Source organism: Geodermatophilus sp. SYSU D00758, assembly GCF_054049955.1.
Window position 1 is genome coordinate 22227 of sequence record NZ_JBJGYK010000010.1, and the last position, 22647, is coordinate 44873.

26 protein-coding genes are annotated in these 22647 nt (G+C 75.3%); 7 read left to right on the forward strand and 19 right to left on the reverse strand.

Annotated elements, in window-relative coordinates:
* Positions 1–132: 132 nt before the first annotated feature.
* The 5 genes from ACI8AC_RS09230 to ACI8AC_RS09250 form a co-directional block, all read right to left on the reverse strand.
* A complete protein-coding gene (locus tag ACI8AC_RS09230; RefSeq protein ID WP_456897355.1) occupies positions 133–462 on the reverse strand; it encodes a GroES family chaperonin in 330 nt (109 codons plus the stop codon).
* A 25-nt stretch (positions 463–487) separates the two neighbouring features.
* A complete protein-coding gene (locus ACI8AC_RS09235) occupies positions 488–835 on the reverse strand; it encodes a metallopeptidase family protein (RefSeq protein ID WP_456897356.1) in 348 nt (115 codons plus the stop codon).
* Positions 836–869: 34 nt separating this feature from the next.
* A complete protein-coding gene (locus tag ACI8AC_RS09240; protein WP_456897358.1) occupies positions 870–2303 on the reverse strand; it encodes a GuaB1 family IMP dehydrogenase-related protein in 1434 nt (477 codons plus the stop codon).
* A 67-nt stretch (positions 2304–2370) separates the two neighbouring features.
* Positions 2371–2661 (reverse strand): hypothetical protein, encoded by a 291-nt coding sequence (locus tag ACI8AC_RS09245; protein WP_456897360.1) that lies wholly within the window; start codon positions 2659–2661, stop codon positions 2371–2373.
* Positions 2662–2743: 82 nt separating this feature from the next.
* Positions 2744–3454: a hypothetical protein gene (locus ACI8AC_RS09250; protein ID WP_456897362.1), complete on the reverse strand. Its 711-nt coding sequence runs from the start codon at positions 3452–3454 to the stop codon at positions 2744–2746.
* Between the two features lie 179 nt (positions 3455–3633).
* On the opposite strand from ACI8AC_RS09250, the gene serS reads away from it, so the two are divergent.
* Genes serS through ACI8AC_RS09265 form a run of 3 tightly spaced genes read left to right on the forward strand, consistent with a single transcriptional unit; the run spans position 3634 to position 6654 of the window.
* Entirely contained in the window at positions 3634–4932 is a 1299-nt protein-coding gene (serS, locus tag ACI8AC_RS09255; RefSeq protein ID WP_456897364.1) for a serine--tRNA ligase, read from the forward strand.
* Positions 4929–5858 (forward strand): HAD family hydrolase, encoded by a 930-nt coding sequence (locus ACI8AC_RS09260; RefSeq protein WP_456897366.1) that lies wholly within the window; start codon positions 4929–4931, stop codon positions 5856–5858. Before serS ends, ACI8AC_RS09260 begins: the two co-directional genes overlap by 4 nt.
* Entirely contained in the window at positions 5851–6654 is an 804-nt protein-coding gene (locus ACI8AC_RS09265) for an HAD family hydrolase (RefSeq protein WP_456897368.1), read from the forward strand. The genes ACI8AC_RS09260 and ACI8AC_RS09265 overlap by 8 nt, the downstream gene beginning before the upstream one ends.
* Positions 6655–6836: 182 nt before the next feature.
* Here ACI8AC_RS09265 and fabG read toward each other — a convergent pair whose 3' ends face one another.
* From fabG to ACI8AC_RS09305, 8 genes are all read right to left on the reverse strand, one after another.
* The gene (gene fabG / locus ACI8AC_RS09270; RefSeq protein ID WP_456897370.1) at positions 6837–7601 is read right to left on the reverse strand and encodes a 3-oxoacyl-ACP reductase FabG; all 765 of its coding nucleotides are present in this window, start codon (positions 7599–7601) and stop codon (positions 6837–6839) included.
* Between the two features lie 67 nt (positions 7602–7668).
* On the reverse strand, positions 7669–8112 hold the full coding sequence (locus ACI8AC_RS09275) for an AAA family ATPase (protein ID WP_456897372.1): 444 nt from the start codon (positions 8110–8112) through the stop codon (positions 7669–7671).
* Between the two features lie 26 nt (positions 8113–8138).
* Entirely contained in the window at positions 8139–8402 is a 264-nt protein-coding gene (locus ACI8AC_RS09280) for a hypothetical protein (protein WP_117379486.1), read from the reverse strand.
* An 88-nt stretch (positions 8403–8490) separates the two neighbouring features.
* The gene (locus ACI8AC_RS09285) at positions 8491–9786 is read right to left on the reverse strand and encodes an AI-2E family transporter (protein WP_456897374.1); all 1296 of its coding nucleotides are present in this window, start codon (positions 9784–9786) and stop codon (positions 8491–8493) included.
* A 98-nt stretch (positions 9787–9884) separates the two neighbouring features.
* Positions 9885–10649, reverse strand: a complete 765-nt coding sequence (locus ACI8AC_RS09290) for a dienelactone hydrolase family protein (protein ID WP_456897376.1) — start codon at positions 10647–10649, stop codon at positions 9885–9887.
* A 37-nt stretch (positions 10650–10686) separates the two neighbouring features.
* On the reverse strand, positions 10687–11226 hold the full coding sequence (locus ACI8AC_RS09295; RefSeq protein ID WP_456897378.1) for a hypothetical protein: 540 nt from the start codon (positions 11224–11226) through the stop codon (positions 10687–10689).
* Positions 11227–11306: 80 nt separating this feature from the next.
* Positions 11307–11792 (reverse strand): hypothetical protein, encoded by a 486-nt coding sequence (locus tag ACI8AC_RS09300; RefSeq protein WP_456897380.1) that lies wholly within the window; start codon positions 11790–11792, stop codon positions 11307–11309.
* Positions 11793–11858: 66 nt separating this feature from the next.
* The gene (locus tag ACI8AC_RS09305; protein WP_456897382.1) at positions 11859–12326 is read right to left on the reverse strand and encodes a PPOX class F420-dependent oxidoreductase; all 468 of its coding nucleotides are present in this window, start codon (positions 12324–12326) and stop codon (positions 11859–11861) included.
* A 91-nt stretch (positions 12327–12417) separates the two neighbouring features.
* Between ACI8AC_RS09305 and ACI8AC_RS09310 the strand changes: the two genes are divergently transcribed.
* Together ACI8AC_RS09310 and ACI8AC_RS09315 are read left to right on the forward strand one after the other, a co-directional pair.
* Positions 12418–13731, forward strand: a complete 1314-nt coding sequence (locus ACI8AC_RS09310; protein ID WP_456897384.1) for an AI-2E family transporter — start codon at positions 12418–12420, stop codon at positions 13729–13731.
* A gap of 67 nt (positions 13732–13798) precedes the next feature.
* Positions 13799–14746, forward strand: coding sequence for a proteasome assembly chaperone family protein (locus ACI8AC_RS09315; protein WP_456897386.1), 948 nt, complete (start codon positions 13799–13801; stop codon positions 14744–14746).
* An 82-nt stretch (positions 14747–14828) separates the two neighbouring features.
* On the opposite strand, the gene ACI8AC_RS09320 is transcribed toward ACI8AC_RS09315, so the two are convergent.
* Positions 14829–16496: a catalase gene (locus tag ACI8AC_RS09320; RefSeq protein WP_456897387.1), complete on the reverse strand. Its 1668-nt coding sequence runs from the start codon at positions 16494–16496 to the stop codon at positions 14829–14831.
* Here ACI8AC_RS09320 and ACI8AC_RS09325 point away from each other — a divergent pair.
* Positions 16495–16644, forward strand: a complete 150-nt coding sequence (locus ACI8AC_RS09325) for a hypothetical protein (protein ID WP_456897389.1) — start codon at positions 16495–16497, stop codon at positions 16642–16644. The two genes, ACI8AC_RS09320 and ACI8AC_RS09325, sit on opposite strands and share 2 nt — an antisense overlap.
* Positions 16645–16739: 95 nt before the next feature.
* Here the strand turns inward: ACI8AC_RS09325 and purU are convergent, their stop codons facing one another.
* From purU to ACI8AC_RS09350, 5 genes are all read right to left on the reverse strand, one after another.
* On the reverse strand, positions 16740–17636 hold the full coding sequence (gene purU / locus ACI8AC_RS09330; protein WP_456897391.1) for a formyltetrahydrofolate deformylase: 897 nt from the start codon (positions 17634–17636) through the stop codon (positions 16740–16742).
* Between the two features lie 440 nt (positions 17637–18076).
* Positions 18077–18997, reverse strand: a complete 921-nt coding sequence (gene ligD, locus ACI8AC_RS09335) for a non-homologous end-joining DNA ligase (RefSeq protein ID WP_456897393.1) — start codon at positions 18995–18997, stop codon at positions 18077–18079.
* A 19-nt stretch (positions 18998–19016) separates the two neighbouring features.
* Positions 19017–20057 carry a non-homologous end-joining DNA ligase gene (gene ligD, locus ACI8AC_RS09340; RefSeq protein WP_456897395.1) on the reverse strand — a complete coding sequence of 347 codons (1041 nt, stop codon included), beginning with the start codon at positions 20055–20057 and terminating at the stop codon, positions 19017–19019.
* Between the two features lies 1 nt (position 20058).
* Positions 20059–21111, reverse strand: coding sequence for a non-homologous end joining protein Ku (ku, locus tag ACI8AC_RS09345; protein WP_456897397.1), 1053 nt, complete (start codon positions 21109–21111; stop codon positions 20059–20061).
* A 123-nt stretch (positions 21112–21234) separates the two neighbouring features.
* Positions 21235–21801: a DUF1360 domain-containing protein gene (locus tag ACI8AC_RS09350; protein WP_456897399.1), complete on the reverse strand. Its 567-nt coding sequence runs from the start codon at positions 21799–21801 to the stop codon at positions 21235–21237.
* Between the two features lie 142 nt (positions 21802–21943).
* Between ACI8AC_RS09350 and ACI8AC_RS09355 the strand changes: the two genes are divergently transcribed.
* Positions 21944–22357, forward strand: a complete 414-nt coding sequence (locus tag ACI8AC_RS09355; protein ID WP_456897401.1) for a hypothetical protein — start codon at positions 21944–21946, stop codon at positions 22355–22357.
* The last annotated feature ends 290 nt before the right edge of the window (positions 22358–22647 follow it).

The following is a 22647-nucleotide window of genomic DNA, read 5'->3' on the forward strand; positions in this document are numbered from 1 at the left end:
GCCGCCGGCCGCCGACCCCGCCGCCGGCCGCAGGATAGGAAGCTATGCCCGCGCATCGGGCGCCCTGACGCGGGAAGAGCTTCCTCTGCCTCGCCCGCTCCCGCGCACCCGCTCCCGTGCGGGCGGCACGCGTCAGAGGTAGAGGCCGGTGCTCTCCTCGATCCGCTCGGCTGCGACCGCGTGCACGTCCCGCTCCCGCAGGATCACCAGCTCCTCGCCGTGCACCTCGACCTCGTGCTGGTCCTCCGGGGAGAACAGCACCTGGTCGCCGACCTTCACCTGCCGGACGCTGGAGCCGACCCCGCGGGCCTCGCCCCACACCAGCCGCTTGGCCACCTGCGCGGTCGCCGGGATGAGGATGCCGCCGCTGCTGCGCCGCTCGCCGTCCTCCCGGCGCAGCGACACCAGGATGCGGTCGTGCAGCATCTTGATGGGCAGCCCCGAGCCCCTGACCTCAGCCACGGTGCAGCACGGTACGCGAGCGGCGTCAGCCCCAGCCGAGCTCGTGCAGCCGCTCGTCGTCGATCCCGAAGTGGTGCGCGATCTCGTGGACGACGGTGATCGTCACCTCCTCGCGCACCTCCTCCGCGGTCGAGCACATCGCGCAGATCGGGTCGCGGTAGACCATGATCCGGTCGGGCAGCGCGCCGCCGTACTGCCAGCCGCGCTCGGTCAGCGCGTACCCCTCGTAGAGGCCGAGCAGCTCGGGGTCCTCGTCGTTGCGGTCCTCGACCAGGACGACGACGTTGTCCAGCAGCGCCATGAGCTCGGGCGGGACCTCGTCGAGCGCGTCGGCGACGAGGTCCTCGAAGACCTCCCGCGGCAGCGGCCTCACCGGCGTCGGCCCACCGGGACCGCGTCGGCAGGCGTCACCAGGACGTGGGCTGCGGCCGGCCCTCCTCGTACCCGGCCGCGCTCTGCACCCCGACCACCGCGCGCTCGTGGAACTCGTCGACCGAGCGGGCCCCGGCGTAGGTGAACGAGGAGCGCACCCCGGCGACGACCTGGTCGACGAGGTCCTCCACCCCCGGCCGGGCCGGGTCCAGGTACATGCGGGAGGAGGAGATGCCCTCCTCGAACAGCCCGGCGCGCGCCCGGTCGAAGCCGCTCTGCGCCGCCGTCCGCGCCTTGACCGCGCGCGCCGAGGCCATGCCGAACGACTCCTTGTACAGCCGGCCGGAGCCGTCGTCGTGGATGTCGCCGGCCGACTCGTAGGTGCCGGCGAACCAGGAGCCGACCATGACGTTCGCCGCACCGGCGGCCAGCGCGAGGGCGATGTCGCGCGGGTGCCGCACCCCGCCGTCGGCCCACACGTGCTTGCCGAGCGCCCGCGCGGCGGCGGCGCACTCCTCGACCGCCGAGAACTGCGGCCGGCCGACGCCGGTCATCATCCGGGTGGTGCACATGGCGCCCGGCCCGACGCCGACCTTGACGACGTCCGCCCCGGCCTCGATCAGGTCGCGGGTGCCCTCGGCGGTGACCACGTTGCCCGCCACGACCGGTGCGGAGCCGGCCACCGACCGGGCCGCGCGCACCGCCTCGACCGCCTTCTCCTGGTGCCCGTGCGCGGTGTCGACCACGAGCACGTCGACGCCGGCGGCCAGCAGCGCGCCGGCCTTGCCGGCCACGTCGCCGTTGATGCCGACCGCGGCGCTGGTGAGCAGCTGCCCGGCCGCGTTGACCGCCGGGGTGTAGAGCGCCGAGCGCAGCGCGCCCTTGCGGGTGATGACGCCGACCAGCCGGTCGCCCTCGACCACCGGCGCCGCGCTGATCCGCTCGCCGGAGAGCACGTCGAAGATCTTCGGCAGGTCGGTCCCCGCGGGCACGGTCAGCGGGTCGGGGGTCATGACCTCGCGCAGCTGGGTGAACCGGTCGACGTCCTGGCACTGGCCGTCGGTGACCACGCCGACGGGGACGCCGTCGTCGACGACGACCACGATCCCGTGCGCACGCTTGGTGAGCAGCGCCAGCGCCTCGGCCACGGTGGAGGTGGGGGAGAGGGTGATCGGGGTGTCGTAGACCGGGTGCCGCGCGTGCACCCAGGAGACGACCTCCCCGACGACGTCCACCGGGATGTCCTGCGGGAGGACGGCGAGGCCGCCCCGGCGGGCGATGGTCTCGGCCATCCGACGTCCGGAGATCGCGGTCATGTTGGCCACGACGACCGGGATGGTCGTGCCCACCCGGTCCGGCGTGGTCAGGTCGACCTCCAGCCGGGAGCCCACCGTGGAGTGGTTGGGCACCATGAAGACGTCGGCGTAGGTCAGGTCGGTCGCCGGGCGGGTGCCGCCGAGGAAGCGCATGGCGCCATTGTCCCGCAGGACCCCGGGAGGCAGGCGGATCCGGGGCGGTCGTCGCCGCCGGGGTGGATCAGCCGGCACGGGCGTCGCGGCGCGCGACGCGGCGGCGACGCCGGCGCAGCACCCCTGCGCCGATCCAGACCAGGGAGCCGAGCACCGCCACGACGACGGTGTACAGCCACAGCGGCCAGGTGAAGCTCCAGAACAGCCACGTCGTCGTCACGTCCTCGCGGTTCTGAAGCACGAAGGCCAGCAGTGCCGCGGCGCCGACCGACCCGGCGACCACCCCCCCGCTGATCCGGGGACCGGCGCTCCGGTCCCCCGTGCCCGGCTGCCGGCCCACGGGCTGCTGCTGGCTCACGGCGACTCCTCTCGTCGTCCCGACAGCGTCCCCGCGCCCTCCCGTGCCCGCGTCGTCCCGCGGGGATGAGACGCGCCGGCCCTCAGGCCCGCGGACGGCGGGCCGGGAGCACCGCGCTGCCGACCACGACGGCCAGCCCGCCGGCGGCCACCAGGGCCGGCGCCGCCGCCCCGGCCGCCGCGGAGGAGACCAGCGCGCCGACGAGGGCCCACGACGCGGCTGCCACGAAGGCGACCTGCCCGCGCAGCAGGCGGGACAGCGCGGCCGCGGTCCCCGCGGCCCCGGCCAAAAGGGCGGCCAGCAGCGGGACCGAGACGGCCCGCTCCGGCAGCAGGGTCGCGGCGTTCACCCACACCGCGGCGCTGGCCCAGCCGGCGTAGAGACCGAGGCTGCCGCCGAGCAGCACCCGGGTGACGCGGTCGGCCGGCGCGGTCATGACCGCGCGGAGGGCGACGACCAGGAGCGCGAGCATGCCGGCGAAGACCGGCAGGGTGAGCACCGGCGCCCACGCGGCCGCCACCAGCCACAGCACGAAGCCGGCCTGCGCCAGGGAGAGCGGCACGTGCACCCGGCGCCAGGGGTCGGCGGTGGCCCGGCGCAGCGGCAGCCCCCACACGGCCGCCGCCAGGCAGCCCAGCACGACGGGCCCCCAGATCGCGAAGAACGGGCCGGGCGGGACCACCACCGGGTCGGCGCCCGAGCCCTGGTCGAAGCCGGCGAACGGCGGGGCGGCCGCCTGCGCCACCGCGGTGGCGAGGAGCAGCCAGCGTCCTCGGGAACCGGTCGGCGTCACGGCGGCCTCCTGTCGGCGTCCTGCCCACCCTTCCCCCGCCCCCGGCCCCGCGGATGCGCGCCCCCGGCCGGGTCCCGCGATCCCGGCCCGCGGCGCGGGCCGGACCGCCGGCTCCCGCCCCGGGAGGGGGTCGGGGCGGCCGGGGCGGTGACCGGGCGTCGCCCACCTACGATCGGGGGGTGATCGACCTGCGGCTCGTGCGTGAGCACCCCGACCTCGTGATGGCCAGCCAGCGTGCCCGCGGGGCCGACGAGGCCCGGGTCGACGAGCTGCTCGCCGCCGACGCCGCGCGCCGCGACGCCGTCCGGCACGCCGACGAGCTGCGCGCGCAGCAGAAGGCGGCGTCCCAGGCGGTGAAGAAGGCCGGCCCGGAGGAGCGGCCCGCGGTGCTCGAGCGGGCCCGTGCGCTGGCCGCCGAGGTCAAGGAGGCCGAGGAGGCCCTGCGCGCCGCCGACGCGGCCCTGCGCGCGGCGCACCTGCGGCTGCCCAACCTCGTCCACGACGGCGTCCCGCCCGGCGGGGAGGACGACGCGGTCACCCTGCGCACCGTGGGCGAGGTGCCGGGGTACGACTTCGAGGTCCGCGACCACCTGCAGATCGGCGAGGCGCTCGGGGCCATCGACACCGAGCGCGGGGCCAAGGTCTCCGGCGCCCGGTTCTACTTCCTCACCGGGCCCGGCGCGCTGCTGGAGTTCGCGCTGGCCCAGCTGGCGATCACCCGCGCGGTCGCGGCCGGCTTCACCCCCGTCGTCGCGCCGGCCCTGGTCAAGCCCGAGGCCATGGAGGGCACCGGCTTCCTGGGCGAGCACGACGAGGAGGTCTACCGGATCGAGCGGGACGACCTGTACCTGGTGGGGACCTCGGAGGTGGCGCTGGCCGGGATGCACGCCGGCGAGGTGCTCGACCTGTCCGCCGGGCCGCGCCGCTACGCCGGCTGGTCGTCCTGCTTCCGCCGCGAGGCCGGCTCCTACGGCAAGGACACCCGCGGCATCATCCGGGTGCACTGGTTCGACAAGGTCGAGATGTTCAGCTTCTGCCGCCCCGAGGAGGCCGCCGCCGAGCACCTGCGGCTGCTGGCCTGGGAGGAGGAGTTCCTCCAGGCCCTCGAGCTGCCCTACCGGGTGGTCGACATCGCCGCCGGTGACCTGGGCACCAGCGCGGCGCGCAAGTACGACATCGAGGCCTGGTTCCCGTCGCAGGGCGCCTACCGCGAGCTGACCAGCACCTCGGACTGCACCACCTTCCAGGCCCGGCGGCTGAACATCCGCTACAAGGACGCCGACGGGCGCAACCAGACCGCCGCCACCCTCAACGGCACCCTCTGCGCCATCGCCCGCACCATCGCCTGCCTGCTCGAGGTGCACCAGCGGGCGGACGGCTCGGTGCACGTCCCCGCGGCGCTGCGCCCCTGGCTCGGCGGCGCCGAGGTGCTGAGCCCCGGCATGGCGCTGGCCGCTCCCGTGCCCCCGGCGGCATGAGCGACACCGCGCCCCGGGCCGTCCTGTCCGGGCACGTCCCCTCCCCGGACGCCGACCGGGTGGTGGAGCTCGGCGACCTGGGGAGCTGGCGGCCGAAGCTGGTGGCCAGCGACCTCGACGGCACCCTGCTCGGCTCCGACGGCCTGGTCAGCCCGCGCACCCGGGCGGCCCTGGACGCCTGCTGGGACGCCGGCGTCCCGGTGGTCGGCGTGACCGGTCGCGGGCCTCGGCTGCTCGACAGCGTGCGGGCCGCGCTCGACGGGCGGGGCATCGCCGTCCTCGCCCAGGGCGGGTTCGTCGTGGACCTCGAGCGCGACGAGGTGCTGCGCACCGTCGGGCTGCCCCGGGACGAGGCCATGGCGGTGATCGCGCGCATCGAGGCGGTCGCCGGGGAGCTGGTGGTCGCCGTGGAGGACGCCGCCGAGCAGGCCGAGGTGCACACCGCGCTGCGGGTCCAGCACGGTTTCAACTGGCCCTACCCCGAGCCGGCCCACCTGCTGCCCCGGCACCAGGTGCTGCCGCAGGGCGCCGTGCTCAAGGTCTTCCTGCGCTCGCCCTCGATCGGCCAGGACGAGCTGCTCACCCGCGCCCGGGAGGTCGTCGACCCGGCCGACGCCGAGCTGACCCACGCCGGCCTCGGGTTCATCGAGGTCCTCCCGGTCGGCGTCACCAAGGCCTCCGGCCTGGCCATCGCCCTGGAGCGCTACGGGGTCGGCTTCGGCGACGTGCTGGTGTTCGGGGACATGCCCAACGACCTGCCGATGATCGAGGCGGTCCGGGACGCCGGCGGCCGCTCGGTCGCGGTGGCCAACGCGCACCCCGCCGTCCGGGCCGCCACACCGGAGGTCACCGGCGGCCACGACGCCGACGGCGTGGCCCGCTACCTGGAGGCCCTGCTGCTCGACGGGAGGCGGCCCGGTGTCTGACTGGAGGCCACGGCTCATCGCCAGCGACATGGACGGCACGCTCCTGCGCTGGGACGACACGGTCAGCGAGGTCACCGTCGCCGAGCTCGAGCGCTGGCGCGCCGAGGGGGTGCCGGTCGTCCTGGCCACCGGCCGCCCGCCGCGGTGGATGACCCGCATCCGGGAGGTGCTGGGGCACGGCACCGCGGTGTGCTGCAACGGCGCCGTCCTGCTGGACCTGGCGGGGTTCGAGGTCCTCGACGAGGACCCCCTCGGGCCCGACGTCCTCCGGGAGGTCACCGCCGAGCTCCGCCGCCGGCAGCCGGACACCTGGTTCGCCGTCGAGTACGGCCTGGAGTTCCGGCACGAGCCGGTCTACCAGCCGCGCTGGGACGTCGACGCCCCCGGGGTGGCGGTGGCGACGCTGGAGGAGATGGTGGCCGCGCCGGTGGCAAAGCTGCTGGCCCGCCACGAGTCGCTGGGGCGCGACGAGTTCGTGGCCCTGGTCGAGGCCGTGGTCGGCGACCGGGCGACGGTGACCAACTCCTCGACGGACGCCCTGGCCGAGATCTCCGCCCGCGGGGTCACCAAGGCCACCGGACTGGCCAAGGTCGCCGCGCAGCACGGCGTGGGCCCGGAGGACGTCGTCGTCTTCGGGGACATGCCCAACGACATCGCCGCCTTCGACTGGGTGCGGGAGGGCGGCGGGCGGGCGGTGGCCATGGCGCACGCCCACCCCGACCTGCTGGCCGCGGCCACCGACGTCACCGGCACCAACGAGGACGACGGCGTCGCGGCCTTCCTCGCCTCCCTCTGACCCCGCCTCGCCCCGCCGGGCCCCGCCTCGATGATCAGGTGACCTGGTCGTTGCCGGTCCTGGCTCACCACCGGTGGTGAGCCAGGACCGGCAACGGTGAGCCCGGACCCCGTTGACGGGCCGCGGACGCACGGGGGGCCCGGCCGGGTGCTCCCGGCCGGGCCCCGCGGACCGGTCCGTCCTCAGGCGCGCGGGCCGCCCGCGGCGTAGACGACCTGGCCGGAGACGAACCCGGCGCCCTCGCTCACCAGGAACGAGACCAGGTGGGCGATGTCCTCGGGCTGGCCCACCCGCTGCACCGGGATCTGCGCGGCGGCGCCCTTGATGAAGTCCTCGAACGGGATGCCCATCCGCTCGGCGGTCGCCTTGGTCATCTCGGTCTGGATGAAGCCCGGGGCGATGGCGTTGGCGGTGACGCCGAACTTGCCCAGCTCGATGGCGAGGGTCTTGGTGAAGCCCTGCAGCCCGGCCTTGGCGGTCGAGTAGTTCGCCTGGCCGCGGTTGCCCAGGGCCGAGACGCTGGAGAGGTTGACGATCCGGCCCCACTTGGCCTCGATCATGTGCTTCTGCACCGCGCGGGTCATGAGGAAGGCACCCCGCAGGTGCACGTTCATGACCACGTCCCAGTCGACCTCGGTCATCTTGAACAGCATGTTGTCGCGGGTGACGCCCGCGTTGTTGACCAGCACGGTCGGCGCGCCGAGCTCGGCGGCGACGCGGTCGACCGCCGCCTCGACCTGCTCGGCGTCGCTGACGTCGGCACCGACGGCCAGGGCGCGCCCGCCGGCGGACTCGATCGCCGACACGGTCTCCTTGCCGGCCGACTCCTCCAGGTCGAGCACGCCGACGGCGAAGCCGTCCTGGGCCAGTCGCACGGCGGTCGCCGCGCCGATGCCGCGGGCGGCTCCGGTGACGATGGCCACGCGGGTGCTGGTTGCCTCGGTCATGGGGTCCCTCTCTCGTCGGTTGCGCCGTCCGGCGTCCCCGACACGGTACGGCGGGCCCCCGGGGCACCTACCGGCCGGTAGCCCGGCCCTCCTCGCCGGCCTCCGGGAGGCCCGGCGCGACGACGTCGACCCGGTCGAACCCCTCCGCGGTCGAGGGCGGCACGAACCGCCGCGCGGTGCCCCACAGACCCGCCGGCGGCACCCGCGCGCGGCCGGTGCGGGCGTCGTTGCGGGCGGCGCAGGTCGCCGGCGGCGTGGCCAACCACACCGCCCGCACGGCGGCGCCCGCGGCACGGGCCGCCGCCACGAGCGGCGCCCGCTCGGCCGGGGTCGGGTTCGTGTTGTCGACGACCACGCTGCGGCCGGCGGCGAGCAGCTCGGCGACCACCCGCTGCTGGCGGGCCTCCCGCCGCCGGGCGTTGGGCCAGTGGTCCTTGCTCACGACCGCGTGCGTCGCGGCGAGCCGCTCGCGCACCCAGGTCGACTTCCCGCTGCCCTGGAGCCCGGCCATGACGACCAGCTCCTGGGCCGCGGCGGCTACGCCGACCTCCGCAGCGGGGTCACCTCCGTGTCGTCGTCCGCTCCGGGCCGCGGCGCGGGGTGCTCCACCAGCGCCAGGACCCGGCCGGCCATGAACCGGGCCGAGCGGACCGGCGTGCCGCCGCGGGTGGTCTCGGTGACCTCCACCAGCCCGCGGCCGTGGGTGACGTCCACCCGGCGGCCGGCCCGGGTGGCCTCGATCTCGTAGGTCCGGGTGCTGCCGCCGGCGTCGATCACGACCTCGACGCGATCGCCCTTCATCTCCACCTCCGGGGGATCCTGCCGGGCGCCTGCCCGACGTGGTGACAACGTCCTCCGGGGGTCCGACATTCCGTGCTGACCTGCGCGTTCAGTCCTCGGGGTGGCGCCGGTGCGGCCGCGGGACGTGCAGCGCGCGCACCGAGGCCAGCGCCGCGCGGCGGCGGTCGGCGCGTTGCCGGGCCCGGCTGGTCCGCGGTGCCCGGGGCTCCTCCCGGAGCAGCGCGTCGAGCCAGTGGCCCCGGGGGTCGACGTCGACGAGCAGGGCCTTGACGAGCAGGGTCAGCGGGATGGCCAGCAGCGCCCCGAGCGCCCCGAGCACCCAGCCCCAGAACAGCAGCGCGACGAAGGTGACCGTCATGGACAGCCCGACGGAGTCCCCCACGAACCGGGGCTGGACGAGCGTCTGGACGACGAAGTTGAGCAGCGCGTAGACCGCGACGACGACCCAGAACTCGGTCCACCCGCCGGAGAGCAGCCCGAGGATGGCCGGCGGCACCAGGCCGAGCACGAACCCGATGTTGGGCACGTAGTTGGTGATGAACGCCAGCAGCCCCCACACGACGGGCAGCGGGATGCCGATGACGGCCAGGGCGATCGCGTCGAACACGGCGACGATGGCGCCGAAGACCGTGCTCACCAGCAGGTAGCTGCGGGTGCCCCGGCTGAACAGCCCCAGGGCGATCGGCAGGTGCGGGCGCTCCGATGCCACCACCGCCAGCCGCCGTCCCCAGCCGCCGGACTCGATGGCCAGGAACACCAGGGCCGACAGCAGCAGCACCAGCGTGGTCGCCGCGTCGGTGACCCGGGTGAGCAGCCCGGTGGCGACGCCGACCAGCTGCCCGTAGTCGAAGTCGGCGACCAGGTCGGAGAGCTGCCCGGAGACGATCCCCCGGTCGTTGAGGTCGGTGACCACCTCGGCCAGCAGCACCTCGGCCTGCCCGGCGTAGTCCGGCAGCAGCGCGGCGAACTGCGCGATGGACACCACGAGGAGCGCCACGAAGGCCAGGAGCACCGCCCACACCAGCACGAGCAGGACCGTGGCGCTGGCCCACCGCGGCCAGCCCAGCCGCTCGAGGGCGCGCTGCACGGGCATGAGGGCGATCACCACGACGAGGGCCAGCAGCACCGGGCCGACCAGCCAGGAGATCGACCGGACGCCGGCGATCGCGATCGTGGCCGTCGCCGCGCCGACGAGGAGCAGCAGCCAGCGCGGGAGGGGGCCCTCGGGGGCCTGGGGTCGGGTACCGGGCGCCGGGGCGTCCGCCTGCGGCTCCGCGGCCGGTGCAGCGGGGACTGCGGCGGGGAGGGCGGCGTCACCGGGCTCCCCGCCACCGGCCGGCGCCGGCTGCCCGGACCCGCCCGGCCGTCCCTGCTGCACCACCATCTCCGACCTCCCCCGGGCCCCGTGTCCCCGGACAGCCTGACACCCCCCGCGGGCAGCGGTTCAGCGCCCCGTGCGGTCCGGCGGCGCGGTCGTCCCGGTCACGCGCCCGGGCCCCGGGCGGCACCGGCCACCCGGTCGGCGAGGGCCAGCACCCGGCGCCACACGTCCGCGCAGGCCTCGGCCCAGTCGCCGTGGGCCCGGTCGAAGAAGGAGTGCGGGGCGCCGTCGTACACCGCGGCCTCCACCTCGGCGCCGCCGGCCCGCAGCCGGCCGGCGAGCTCGAGCTGCTCCTCGACCGGGGTGGCGGCGTCGGCGCCGGCCACGACCAGGAGCGTGGGCCGGGTGGCGACGACGTCCCCGACCAGGGCCGGCCGGCCGTAGAGGCCGATGCAGGCGGCGAGGTCGACGTCCCCGCCGGCGAGCCGCCAGGCGTGGCTGCCGCCCAAGCAGAACCCGACGACCACGACGGGCAGGTCGGGCCGGGTGCGCCCGCGCAGGTAGGAGACCGCAGCGGTGACGTCGGCGTCGACGCCCTCGGCGGTCACCCGGGGCACGTGCTCCTGCCAGTCGAAGCCCTGGTCGCGGGTCCCGGCCTCCGGCACGCCCGCGGTGCGGCCGAACCAGTCGACCGCGACGGCCGGCAGCCCGGCCTCGGCGAACCGCTCGGCGAGGGCGACGTAGTAGGGGTGCAGGCCGCGGACGTCGGGGAGCACGACCACGCCGACCGCGGGCTCCCCGTAAGGGGCGGCCAGGGCGGCGGCGACCTCGGTGCCGTCGGCGGCGGTCAGCGTGAGCAGGCCGCGCTCGCCGACCGGGCCGGAGCGGGGCGGTGCCGGTGGGCGGCTGCCGGGGTCGTGGCACATGGGACCGGTTCTACCGGCGCGCCCCGCGGGCCGCGCGTCAGCGGTCGGCCGCGGCGTCCGGGGCGTCGGGGTCGCCGCCGAAGATGCGGGCGGCCACCTCGCGCCGCACCTCGGTCACCCACGCGTGCTGGCGGTTGGCCTGCTCGATGAGGCCGTCGACGACGCGGGCGTCGATCCGGTCGTCGACGGCGGCCACCTCGCGCAGCGACTCGAAGCCGCTGCGCTTGGCCCGCACCGCCGAGGCGAGGAACTCGAACTCGACCAGGTCCGACAGCGGCGAGCGGGTCACCCAGCGCCCGTTGGGCTTGACCCTGCTCACCTTCTCAGCCGCCCAGAGCAGCACCTTCTTGATGTGCTGCACCGGCAGCCCGAGGGCGGAGATGACCCGCTCGAGCTCCTCGTTCTCCTCGTACAGCTCACGGCGCAGCTGCTCCAGCGGGGCCTCGTACGCGCTGCCCCGGTGGACGCCGATCATCCGGCCCACCAGCTCGATGCCACCGACGCTGGCCGCCAGGTGGTCGTTGAGGTAGACGGTCAGCAGGTCGGCGTTGCGCAGACCCGTGCTGGTCTCGGGCACGGCCACCTCCGGAGAGCGGGGACATCACCCCCCATTCTCGCCGCCCTGCGATCACCGCGCGCGACCGGCCGGGCCCGGTCTCAGCCCGCCGCCCGGTCGAGCAGCCGCGCGGCGGTGCACCGCAGGTCGCGCTCGACCTCCCACTGGGCGACCAGCAGCCGCTGGCCGACCGCCTGGCGGGAGATGCCGAGGGCGGCGGCCGCCCTCGCCTGCGTCCGGCCGGCGCGCACCAGCTCGATCGCCTCCCACGCCTGGGCGCTGCGTCGCTGCACCAGCCCCGCCAGGGCGGTGAGGACGGCCTGCGCGTCGGCGGCCTCGGCCGGCTCGGCACCGCGGACCGCCAGCCGGGCCGGCCGCCTGCGGGCGGCCTCCAGCGCACGCCGGGCGGCCGGCGCCGCCGCGCCCGGTCCCGCGCCGGCGGGGCCCGCCCCGACCCCCACGGTCGACCCCGGGCGGCGGACGAGCCGCAGGACCACGTCGACCACCGCCTCGGACCCGTCGAGGACGGGCGGGACAGCGGGGTCCGGCCCGTCGACGGTGCCCAGCACGACGACCACGAACGGCACGGGGAGAGCCTGGCACCCCGCGCGCCCACGCCCGGGGAGCCGGGCCGGAGCGCCGCCGTCCGCGGGTCACGTGCGGGCGGCCACCTCGGGCGGGAAGCCGCCGGTGGCCACCGGCCCCCACCGCTCGACGGTCACGCGCAGCAGCGACTTGCCCTGCCGGGTCATGGCCGCGCGGTACTCGTCCCAGTCGGGGTGCTCGCCGCTGATGGCGCGGAAGTAGTCGACCAGCGGCTCGAGGGCCTCGGGCAGGTCCAGGACCTCCGCCCGGCCGTCGACCTGCACCCACGGGCCGTCCCAGTCGTCGGAGAGCACGCACAGGGAGACCGCGGGGTCGCGGCGGGCGTTGACCACCTTGGCACGCGACGGGTAGGTCGACACGACGACCCGCCCCTGCTCGTCCAGGCCGCAGGTCACCGGGGACAGCTGCGGGGAGCCGTCGGAGCGGCGGGTGACCAGCAGCGCCCGGTGGCGGGGGCGCAGGAAGTCCTCGAGGGCGGCCCGGTCGACCCGGTCGGCGGTGGCGGTCTTCGGCATGGCCCCGACGCTATGGCCCGACGCCACGACGCGCCCAGGAGATCGTTTCCGGCCCCGGTCGCGGGTACATGCTCGTGTCGTGATCGATCGCATGAGGCTCCGCTCCGGCCGTTCGGCCCGGGCCGACGTCCCCGACGACCGCCACGACGGCCCCCCCGGGGACGAGGCGGCGCCGGAGGCGGCGCTGCGGGACGAGGCGCGCGACCCGCGCCGTGCCGCGGCCCGCACGCCGGCCCCCGCGGAGGGCCGCGGGCCCCGGCTGCGCGCCGCCGTCCGCACGCTGGCGGTGTTCAGCGCCCAGCTCCTGCTCATCGTGGCCGCGGTCGTCGTGCTCGGCTGGGTGGCCGGGCAGCTGTGGGTCATCCTGCTGCCGATCGTGCTCGGCCTGCTGTTCGCGACGGTCCTCTGGCCGCCGGCCCGCTTCCTGCGCAAGCACCACTGGCCGCCGGCGCTGGCGGCGGTCGTCGTCCTGCTGGGCTTCCTGGCCGCCATCGGCGGGCTGGTCGCCTGGATCGCCCCGTCGGTGATCGACCAGGGCCAGGAGCTCGCCGACGCGGCCACCGCCGCGCTGGAGGACGTCCAGGAGTGGCTGCAGGGTCCGCCCTTCAACCTCGGGCAGGACGAGATCGGCCAGTACGTCGACCAGGCCATCAACTCGGTCCAGGCCAACGCGCAGAGCATCGCCGGTGCCGCGGTCACCGGTGCCTCGGCGATCGGCAACGGGCTCATCAACCTGGTGCTCGCCCTGGTGCTGGCGTTCTTCTTCATCAAGGACGGCCCGCGCTGGACGCCGTGGCTGTCGGCGCAGACCGGCCCCAAGGCCGCCCCGCACGTGGCCGCGCTGTCGTACAAGACCTGGTCGACGCTGTCGGAGTTCATCAAGCAGCAGGCGCTGGTCGGCTTCGTCGACGCCTTCTTCATCGGGCTGGGGCTGTGGATCCTCGGCGTCCCGCTGGTGCTGCCGCTGGCGGTGCTGACGTTCTTCGGTGCCTTCATCCCGATCATCGGTGCCTTCGTCGCCGGCGGGTTCGCCGTGCTGATCGCGCTGGTCAGCAACGGCTGGACGACCGCGCTCATCGTGCTCGGGATCGTCATCCTCGTGCAGCAGATCGAGGGCAACGTCCTGCAGCCGATCATCCAGGGGCGCGGGTTCAACCTGCACCCCGCGGTGGTGATCCTCGCGGTGACCGCGGGGGCCAGCCTGGCCGGGATCATCGGCGCCTTCCTCGGCGTGCCCGTGGCGGCGCTCATCGCGGTCGTCTACCGGTACGTGCGGGACGAGCTCGACGGCCGCTCCCCCGAGGTCACCGACGAGGGCGACCGGCCGCGGGTCACCGGCGACGAGGAGCACGCCCGCGTGGTGCACGACCAGGTGGAGGACGGCGGCCACCCGGAGCGGTCGTGACCCCGGGCGCGGGAATGCCGCGCCCGCCCGGCAGCTTGTCCGTGCAGGACACGACGGAGGAGGACCCGTGCGCCACCACCCGGAGGACCTCGTGGAGTTCCTGCCCGAGGCCGGGCCGCTGCTGGCCCGGGAGGCGGCCGTCGGCTCCCCCGGTGAGCGGCGCGGGCTCGTGCTCGTCCACGACCTCGCCGGCGAGTTCGACGCCGCCCACGCCAGTGCGCTGGCCGGTTCGCACCTGCTGGCCTCGCTGCCGTCGCGGGTGATCGCCCGCTTCGACGCCGACACCCTGGTCGACTACCGCGCCCACCGGCCGCGGATGACCTTCAACGGCGACCACTACGAGTCCTACACCGCCCCGGAGATCCTGCTCCACGCGGTGGAGGACGACGCCGGCGAGACCTTCCTGCTGCTGCACGGCGCGGAGCCCGACTTCGCCTGGGAGGCCTTCGCCGCCGCGGTGGCCGCGGCGGTGCAGCGGCTGGGCGTGACCCGCGTGGTGGCGCTCCAGGCCATCCCGATGCCGGTGCCCCACACCCGTCCCGTGACCGTCACCGCGCACGCCACGCGTCGCGCGCTCATCGAGTCCTACCCGGTCTACTGGGGGGAGGTGCGCATCCCGGGCAGCGTGGCGGCGCTCCTGGAGCTGCGCCTGGGCGAGGCCGGGGTCGACGCCCTCGGCGTCGCGGCGCACGTCCCGCACTACCTGGCGCAGGCGACCTTCCCCGCCGCCTCGCTGACGCTGCTCGAGCACCTGGGCCGGCTCACCGGGCTGATGCTGCCGACCGAGACGCTGCGGGAGGCCGCCGAGGCCCACCGCACCGAGGTCGACGAGCAGATCGCCCGCTCCCCGGAGAACACGTCCGTGGTGGCCGCGCTGGAGGAGCAGTACGACCAGTTCGCCGCCGCGCGCGAGGGCAGCGACCTGCTCAGCGACCTCGGCGAGGTCCCCAGCGGAGAGGAGATCGGCGCGGAGTTCGAGCGCTTCCTGGCCGAGCAGGACCGCCGCGGCGACTGAGCTCGGCCGCCGGGCCGGCCGGACGGGACGACGGCGGGCCGCGGCCGGGATCCCGGTCGCGGCCCGCCGCTGCCGTGCCCGGTCAACCCTGCGCGACGACGACCCGCTCGTTCGGCACGCAGTGCGTCATCCGCAGGCCGGTGACGTCGCGCGGACCGTTCTTGCCGAGGTTGGCCGCGCGCTGCGACTCGTCCTCGGACAGGGTCTGGGTCTGCAGCGGCTCGAGGTGGCGGACGTCGTCCGCGGTGATGCCGAGCCCGTCGCCGACCCGCCGGCCCAGCTCGTCGTCGCACATGAAGAAGTGCCAGACCATGCGCTCCTGGACCTCGCGGACCGCCTCGCCGATGTTGCCGACCAGGTTCTGCACCAGGTCGTCCTTCTCCCACTGCTCCATGAGCTGGTAGCGCTGCCCGGCCTGGGTGTAGTCGTCGGTCCGGGGGATGCGCTTGCGGGTGAGCCGCCCGACGATCTCCGGGCCCTGCTCGTCGTGGCTCGGGTACTCGGCCTCCCGGAGCCCGCCGGTGATCGAGGGCTCGTAGTTCACGTGCGGGTTCTGGCCCTCGCCGAGGTCCACGCCGTAGGACATCGAGCCACCGCGCTGGTTGGTGGCGACCCGGGCGTTCTTGGCCGAGTTGACCGGTAGCTGCAGGTAGTTCGGGCCCACCCGGTAGCGCTGGGTGTCGGAGTAGGAGAACGTCCGGCCGATCAGCATCTTGTCGTCCGAGAAGTCCAGCCCGTCGACCAGGACGCCGGTGCCGAAGGCGCTCTGCTCGTTCTCGTCGTGGTGGTCGCTGACGTTGCGGTTCAGCGTCATCGTGCCGACCAGCTTCGGCTCGAACTCGTTCTCCGGCCACACCTTGGTGTCGTCCAGCGGGTCGAAGTCCAGCTCGGGGTGCTCGTGGTCGTCCATCATCTGGACGTAGAGGTCCCACTTCGGGTGGTCGCCCCGCTCGATGGCCTCGTAGAGGTCCTTCGAGGCGTGCCCCAGGTCGCCCGCCTGGATGGCGGCGGCGTCGGCCTCGGTGAGGCTCGCGACCCCCTGCTGCGGAAGCCAGTGGTACTTGACCAGCTTGGTCCCGCCCCGGGCGTCCACCCACTTGTAGGTGTTCACCCCGAAGCCCTGCATGTGCCGGTAGTCCGACGGGATGCCACGCGGGCTGAACAGGTTGACCAGCATGTGCATGGCCTCGGGGGTCTGCGACATGAAGTCGAAGATCCGCGCCGGTTCCTGCCGGAAGGTGACGGGGTCCGGCTTCAGGGAGTGGATGACGTCCGGGAACTTGATGGCGTCGCGGATGAAGAAGACCGCCAGGTCGTTCCCGACGAGGTCCCAGTTGCCGTCCTCGGTGTAGAACTTCACCGCGAAGCCGCGCGGGTCGCGGGCCGCCTCCGAGGAGTCGCGGCCACCGATGACGGTGGAGAACCGGATCGCGACGTCGGTCTTCTTGCCGGGGGTGTCGAACAGCTTGGCGCGGGTGTAGCGCTCGATCGGCTCGTCACCCCACCGGCCGGTGGCCTCGAACTCGCCGTAGGCCACGAAACCGCGGGCGTGCACCACGCGCTCCGGGATGCGCTCCCGGTCGAAGTGGCTGATCTTCTCGAGGAACTGGTAGTTCTCCAGGGTGGCCGGGCCTCGGGCGCCGACGGTCCGCTGGTTCTGGTTGTCGTAGACCGGGTGGCCCTGGCGGTTGGTCAGGACCGGACGGTCTGCCTCGCCGGCCGCAGGGCCCTGGGATGCGACATCGGTCATGCGGGAACTCCTCGTCGACGGTGGTGCGCGCTGCGTCCACCTGCGGCCCTACCCGCCGATCCCGGCACGGACCCTGGAAGACGACTTCGGTCTCCTCGACGGCCGGAGCTGGGCGCACGCCCCGGTGTCGGCGGTGCCCGTCCGGTGACGCCGGGCCGGCGCCCCGAGGACCGCCGCACGGGGCCGCACCACCCGCCCCTGCAGCACCCGCCGCTGCGGCCCCGCGCGGGGACCGCACGCCGGTCAGGCGAAGACGATCGTCCGGTCGCCCTCGACGATGACCCGGTCCTCGACGTGCCAGGTGACCGCCTGGGCCAGCACCTGGCGCTCGACGTACCGGCCGATACGGCGCATGTCCTCGACCGTGGCGCGGTGGTCGACGCGGGCGACCTCCTGCTCGATGATCGGCCCGGCGTCGAGCTCCGGGGTGACGTAGTGCGCGGTCGCGCCGATGAGCTTGACCCCGCGGTCGTGCGCCGCCTGGTAGGGGTTCGCGCCGACGAAGGCCGGCAGGAAGCTGTGGTGGATGTTGATCAGCCGCTCGGGGAAGCGCGCGCAGAAGTCCGCCGACACGATCTGCATGTAGCGGGCGAGCACGACCAGGTCGACGTCCCCCACGAGCTCCAGGGCCCGCTGCTCGGCCTCCGCCTTGCTGCCGGGCGTGACCGGGACGTGGTGGAACGGCACGCCGGCACCGCGGGCGACCGGCTCGAGGTCCGGGTGGTTGGAGACGACGCAGGCGATCTCCGCGCGCAGGTCCCCGGCACGGACCCGGTACAGCAGCTCTTGGAGCACGTGGTCGGTCCGGCTGACGAACACGGCCAGGCGGGGCCGGTGCGCCGCCTCGGTGAGCCGCCAGGTCATCTGCCACTGCCGGGCCAGCAGGTCCAGCGCTCCCTCGAGCTGGTGCCGGCGCGCGGCCAGGTCGGCGAGGACGAACTCCAGCCGGAGCGTGAACGTGCCGCCCACCGGGTCCGAGGAGTGCTGCTGCGAGTCGGTGATGTTCGCACCGACGTCGGCGAGCAGCCGGGACAGGACGGCGACGATGCCCGGCCGATCGGGACACCGGACGACGAGTCGTCCCACGTCGGTCAGCCGCACGTCGGAGGGACCGGGACTCGGCGGGAACGGAGCGGACACGGGAAGCGAGGATGGCAGACGACCCGGGGCGGCACGCGGGGCGTCTCCCCGCGCCCGCTCCTCTCGCGCCCGCTCTCGGTACGGGGGTGGGTCGGTGGTGGCGGTCAGGCCGGTGGGGGTGGTGACGGTGAGCGCGGCGTCGGGGGTGAGGGTGTGGGTCCACCCCGGGGGCCTGGTGCTTGCCGCGGTGGTGGCCGGTGCAGAAGCCGGCCAGGTCGGCCGCGGCGGTGGGGCCTGTCGGGACAGCGGATGCGGTCATCGAGCTCGCCGCCGCGGGGCACCGGGCGGCGGCAGCCGGGAAAGCGGCAGCGGCGGTCGCGGGCGTGCAGGAACCGGGCCAGCGCGGCGGTGGGCCGGTAACCGGGGCTGGGTCCGGGGGCGCCCAGCCCGGGGCGGGCGGGGCTCACGGCAGGGCTGCGCGCCCGGCAGGCCGCGGACGGTCAGGCCGGCGGCAGGACGGCGCGCCGGGCCCCGGCGACGTCGAACAGGTCGCCGTACTCCTCGACCCGCGCCAGCACCTCCTCGGTCCGGAACCGCAGCTGCCCCGGGTCGGCGCCGTCGAGGACCGCCTCCACCTCGTCCCAGCCGATCGGCGTGGAGACCGTCGCGTCGGGCCGGGCCCGCATGGAGTACGGGGCCACCGTCGTCTTCGCCGGGTTGTTCTGGCTCCAGTCGACGAGCACCTTCCCCGGGCGCAGCACCTTCTCCATGCGCCACACCACCCGGTCGGGGGTCTGCGCGGAGAGCTCCTGGGCGAGCGCCTTGGCGTACCGGCTCGGGTGCTCCCGGTCGGTCACCCGGATCGGCGCGTAGACCTGCATCCCCTTCGACCCGGAGGTCTTCACCACGGGGTCGAGCCCGTCGTCCAGCAGGCGCGCGCGCAGCCGGTCGGCGACCTCGCAGCACTCGCGGAGCCCGGCGTCCGGCCCGGGGTCGAGGTCGAGGACGAGCAGGTCGGGCAGCGCGGGCTGCAGCCGGCTGCCCACCTGCCACTGCGGTACGTGCAGCTCGAGCGCGGCGAGGTTGGCCGCCCAGGCCAGGTCGGCGACCGTCTCCAGGATCACCATGTCGAGGGTCTCGCGACCACGGGAGGAGCCCGGGCTGGGGACCCGCACTCGGCGCACCCAGTCCGGCGCGTGCCGGGCGCTGTTCTTCTCGAAGAAGGCCTGCCCCTCGACGCCGTCCGGCCAGCGGGTGAACGTCACCGGGCGGCCCGACAGGTGCGGCAGCAGGACGGGGGCGATGCGCACGTAGTAGTCGATGACCTGCGCCTTGGTGAACGAGACCTCGGGGAAGAGCACCTTCTCCAGGTTGGAGACGTGCAGCTGCCGCCCCTCCACCCGCACCAGCTGCCGGCTCACGTGACCACCGGTACCCGGTTCACCACTCCTCGACCACGTCCTCGGGGGCCACGTCGTCCCGCAGCCCCCGCCAGGACGGGTGGCGCATCCGGCCGTCGGCGGTCCAGACGGCGAAGGCCACCTCCCCGACCAGCTCCGGCTCCACCCAGCGGGCGTCCCGGGTCACCTCCCGCGGCAGGGCGTCGGCGAACGGCGACGTCCGCCGCGGCGTGACCAGGCCTCCGATGTCGCGCAGCGCCTGCGCGGTGAAGCCGGTGCCCACGTGCCCGGCGTAGACGAAGCGCCCCGCGTCGTCGTGGACGCCGACCAGCAGCGACCCCACTCCCCCGGCCCGGCGCCCCTGCCCCGGTCGCCAGCCGCCGACCACCACGGCCTGCGTGCGGAGGTTCTTGACCTTCCGCCAGTCGGGGCCGCGCACGCCCGCCCGGTACGGCGAGTCCAGCCGTTTGGCGACGACCCCCTCCAGCCCGTTCTCCCGGCTGGCCGCGAGCACGGAGGCCCCGCCACCGCGGAACCAGGGCGTGGTCACCCAGCGCTCCCCGGTCGGGGCCAGCCCGTCGAGCCGTGCCCGCCGTTCCGCGTAGGGCAGGTCGGCGAGGTCGTCCCCGTCGAGGGCGAGCAGGTCGAACACCAGGTAGGTGACCGGCGCCGCCGCGGCCATCCGGGCGACCTCGGGGCCGGTGCGGTGCATGCGCCCCTGCAGGACGCCGAAGTCCGGCCGGCCGGCGGGGTCGAGCGCGACGACCTCCCCGTCGAGCACCGCCTCGCGGCCGGTCAGGGTCGCCGGGAGCCGGGCCAGCTCCGGGTAGCGGACGGTGATCTCCGTGCCGCTGCGCGCCCACAGCGCCAGCTCCCCGCCGGTGACGACGGCGACGGCCCGCACGCCGTCCCACTTGAACTCGTAACCCCAGCGCGGGTCCTCCGCGGCGGGCGGCAGCTCACCGGCGGTGGCCAGCATCGGCGTCGGCGCCGCCGGGGGGACCGGCCCGGCGGTGCGCGCCGGGTCGCGCTCCGCGCGGTGCCCGGTGAGCGGGTTCCCGCGATGGGCTCGGGCGGGCACCTCAGGCGCTGCGGCGGGCCCGCTTGGCCGGCTGCTCGTCGGTGCCGGCGGTGGGCTTCTTCGCCGTCGCCTTCCGCGCGGTGGCCTTCTTCGCCGTCGCCTTCCGCGCGGTGGCCTTCTCGGCAGCGGGCTTCTCCGCGGTGGCCTTCCGCGCGGTGCGGCGCGCGGGGGCCTCGCCGTCCCCGGAGGAGGACGCCGCACCCCGCCGGGAGGCGGTCGCCTTCCGGGGCGCGGTGGCCTTCTTGGCGGGCGTCCGCGTGGCCGGCGGCTCCTCGGCGGCGCCGCCGCGGGCCGCCTCGACGCTGCGCCGCAGGGCGCTCATGAGGTCGACGACCGCGGCACCGGAGTCGGCGGTCTCGGGCAGGGGCTGCACGTCCCCGCCGGTCTGCTTGGCCTCCAGCAGGGCGGTCATCGCCACGCGGTAGTCGTCGGTGAACTCGGTCGGGTCGAAGTCCCCGGTCATCGACCCGATGAGCGCCTCGGCCATCTGCAGCTCCTGCGGCCGGGGCGCGACGTCCTCGTCCAGGAAGGCGAAGTCGGGACGGCGGATCTCGTCGGGCCAGCGCATCGTGTGCAGCACCAGCACGCCCTCGCGGACCCGCAGCGCCGCCAGCGACTCCCGCTGGCGCAGCGCGATCTTCGTGATGGCCACCCGGCCGGCGTTCTCGAGGGCGTCGCGCAGCAGCACGTAGGGGCGCGTCGCCGGGCCGTCGGGTTCCAGGTAGTAGGTCTTCTCGAAGTGGATGGGGTCGATCTCCTCCTGGTCGACGAACTGCAGGACCTCGATCTCCCGCCGGGTGGCCAGCGGCAGCTCGTCGAAGTCCTCGTCGGTCAGGATGACCAGCTGCCCGTCGGGCAGCTCGTAGCCCTTGGCGATGTCGCGGTACTCGACCTCCTCGCCGTCGATCGAGCAGACCCGCTTGTACTTGATCCGCCCACCGTCGGTGGCGTGCACCTGGTTGAAGCGGATGTCCTTGTCCTCGGTGGCGGAGTACAGCTTCACGCCGATGCTGACCAGGCCGAACGACACCGCCCCACGCCAGATCGACCGCATGCCGCTCTCCTCGCCAGGTGCACCGTCCTCGCCACGGCGGGGAAGACCGGGCGGCCAAGATCACAGGATAGGCGCGGGTGGCGGGCCGCGGCAGCCCGAGCGGCCCGCCGTCCTCCCGACGGGTCAGTCGCCGCCCTGCCCGTCGCCCCCGGTGCCGGCGTTCTGCACCGCGTCGTAGGCGAACTGCAGGACGTCGGACCCCGCGACCGCGGTCATGGTGAGCGCGGCCAGCCGGGTGGCGCGGGGCGCGGCGACGTAGCTGAGCACGAAGCCGGTCCCGACCCACTGCGCGAGGCAGAACGGGCAGGTGACCAGCTCCCCCACGGCGTGCTTCCAGCCGTGCTCCGCGCGGACGCCCTCGGCCAGCTCCGCCTCCCCGGAGGCCCCGTCGAAGCTGGCGAACGGTGCGCGCAGCGGGCTGGTCACCGGGTCCTTCGCGATCCGCCGGGCCAGCCGGAAGGTCCCGATGGTGAGCAGCACGGCGTCGCCGAGGGGGATCCGGTCCGGGAGCGGCCGGCCGGAGGCCCGCACCGCCGCCGCGGCCGCCGCCACCACGGTCGTGTACACGCTCATCGCGCCCAGGAAGCCGCCGAGCGGGCGGTCCTCCCCGTGGCTGTAGGCGTGCTGCTGGGCGCGGGCCCACCGGCGCACCGGCGCACCGATGCGTTGGACGTCGTCTGCGATCGCCATGGGTTGCGCACTACCCGTCCCACCGTGGCGGCATGCGGCCGACGCCACGCATGGCCCGGGGTGGGCCGGGTAGGCGCACGTGCAGTCGGCGGCCCGGTGCGGCCGCATGCAGCACGAGCACCGCCTGACGAGGAGGCACCGCATGACGCAGCCCGAGGGCCAGACCGCCCGCGACGTGTTCCCCGAGGACGAGGGCGTCCCCGAGGTCTCGCAGGACGACTCGCCCACCCAGCGGTGGAACGAGGACCCCGAGTTCGCCCCCGTCCCCCGGGACGACGCCGGCGCCAGCGTGGACTTCGGGACCACGGCGTTCGAGCAGTCCGAGGGCGAGTCGCTGACCGGCCGCCTCGACCGGGAGGTGCCCGACGTGCAGCCCGGGGTCCGGGCCGCCGAGGACCCCGAGCGGGCCTCGCTGCAGCTGGAGCAGGACACCTCGACCACGCCGGAGTCGGACTCGGGGACCAACCGGACCGCCGACGACGTCGAGGCCACCGGCGACCTGCCGGTGGGCGGGCAGAGCGCCGAGGAGGCCGCCGTCCACACGACGGACGGCTGAGGCGGCGCTCCCCGGGCTCCGGGGGCCGGTCCGGCGCTCCTCCCGGGCCGGCCGGCGGGGAACCGGGTGACACGACGGCGTGACACGGCGACGACGACCGTCGCCGTGGGTTGGCGCGTGGCCTGGGCTGTGTCTACTTTGGGGCAGCGGTTGAGCAGGCAGCCGCCCGCGTGCCGGAACTGGTCCGGCGCGCAGACGACCGGCAACGTGCGCGTACGGGGGCCACCACGCCCCGCGTCCGCCCCGGCGGTAGATTGGCCGAGCGGTGGCGCCGCGGGGCGCCGCCGTTG

Coding starts and splice junctions, on each gene's coding strand:
- ACI8AC_RS09240 (WP_456897358.1), bottom strand. CDS start 2,303: ATGCGCTTCCTCGGCGGCACCCGCCCGGCGACCGACCTGACCTACGCC.
- ACI8AC_RS09260 (WP_456897366.1), top strand. CDS start 4,929: ATGAGCGACACCGCGCCCCGGGCCGTCCTGTCCGGGCACGTCCCCTCC.
- fabG (WP_456897370.1), bottom strand. CDS start 7,601: ATGACCGAGGCAACCAGCACCCGCGTGGCCATCGTCACCGGAGCCGCC.
- ACI8AC_RS09275 (WP_456897372.1), bottom strand. CDS start 8,112: ATGGCCGGGCTCCAGGGCAGCGGGAAGTCGACCTGGGTGCGCGAGCGG.
- ACI8AC_RS09280 (WP_117379486.1), bottom strand. CDS start 8,402: ATGAAGGGCGATCGCGTCGAGGTCGTGATCGACGCCGGCGGCAGCACC.
- ACI8AC_RS09285 (WP_456897374.1), bottom strand. CDS start 9,786: ATGGTGGTGCAGCAGGGACGGCCGGGCGGGTCCGGGCAGCCGGCGCCG.
- ACI8AC_RS09290 (WP_456897376.1), bottom strand. CDS start 10,649: ATGTGCCACGACCCCGGCAGCCGCCCACCGGCACCGCCCCGCTCCGGC.
- ACI8AC_RS09305 (WP_456897382.1), bottom strand. CDS start 12,326: ATGCCGAAGACCGCCACCGCCGACCGGGTCGACCGGGCCGCCCTCGAG.
- ACI8AC_RS09310 (WP_456897384.1), top strand. CDS start 12,418: ATGAGGCTCCGCTCCGGCCGTTCGGCCCGGGCCGACGTCCCCGACGAC.
- ACI8AC_RS09325 (WP_456897389.1), top strand. CDS start 16,495: ATGCGGGAACTCCTCGTCGACGGTGGTGCGCGCTGCGTCCACCTGCGG.
- ACI8AC_RS09320 (WP_456897387.1), bottom strand. CDS start 16,496: ATGACCGATGTCGCATCCCAGGGCCCTGCGGCCGGCGAGGCAGACCGT.
- ku (WP_456897397.1), bottom strand. CDS start 21,111: ATGCGGTCGATCTGGCGTGGGGCGGTGTCGTTCGGCCTGGTCAGCATC.
- ACI8AC_RS09350 (WP_456897399.1), bottom strand. CDS start 21,801: ATGGCGATCGCAGACGACGTCCAACGCATCGGTGCGCCGGTGCGCCGG.
- ACI8AC_RS09355 (WP_456897401.1), top strand. CDS start 21,944: ATGACGCAGCCCGAGGGCCAGACCGCCCGCGACGTGTTCCCCGAGGAC.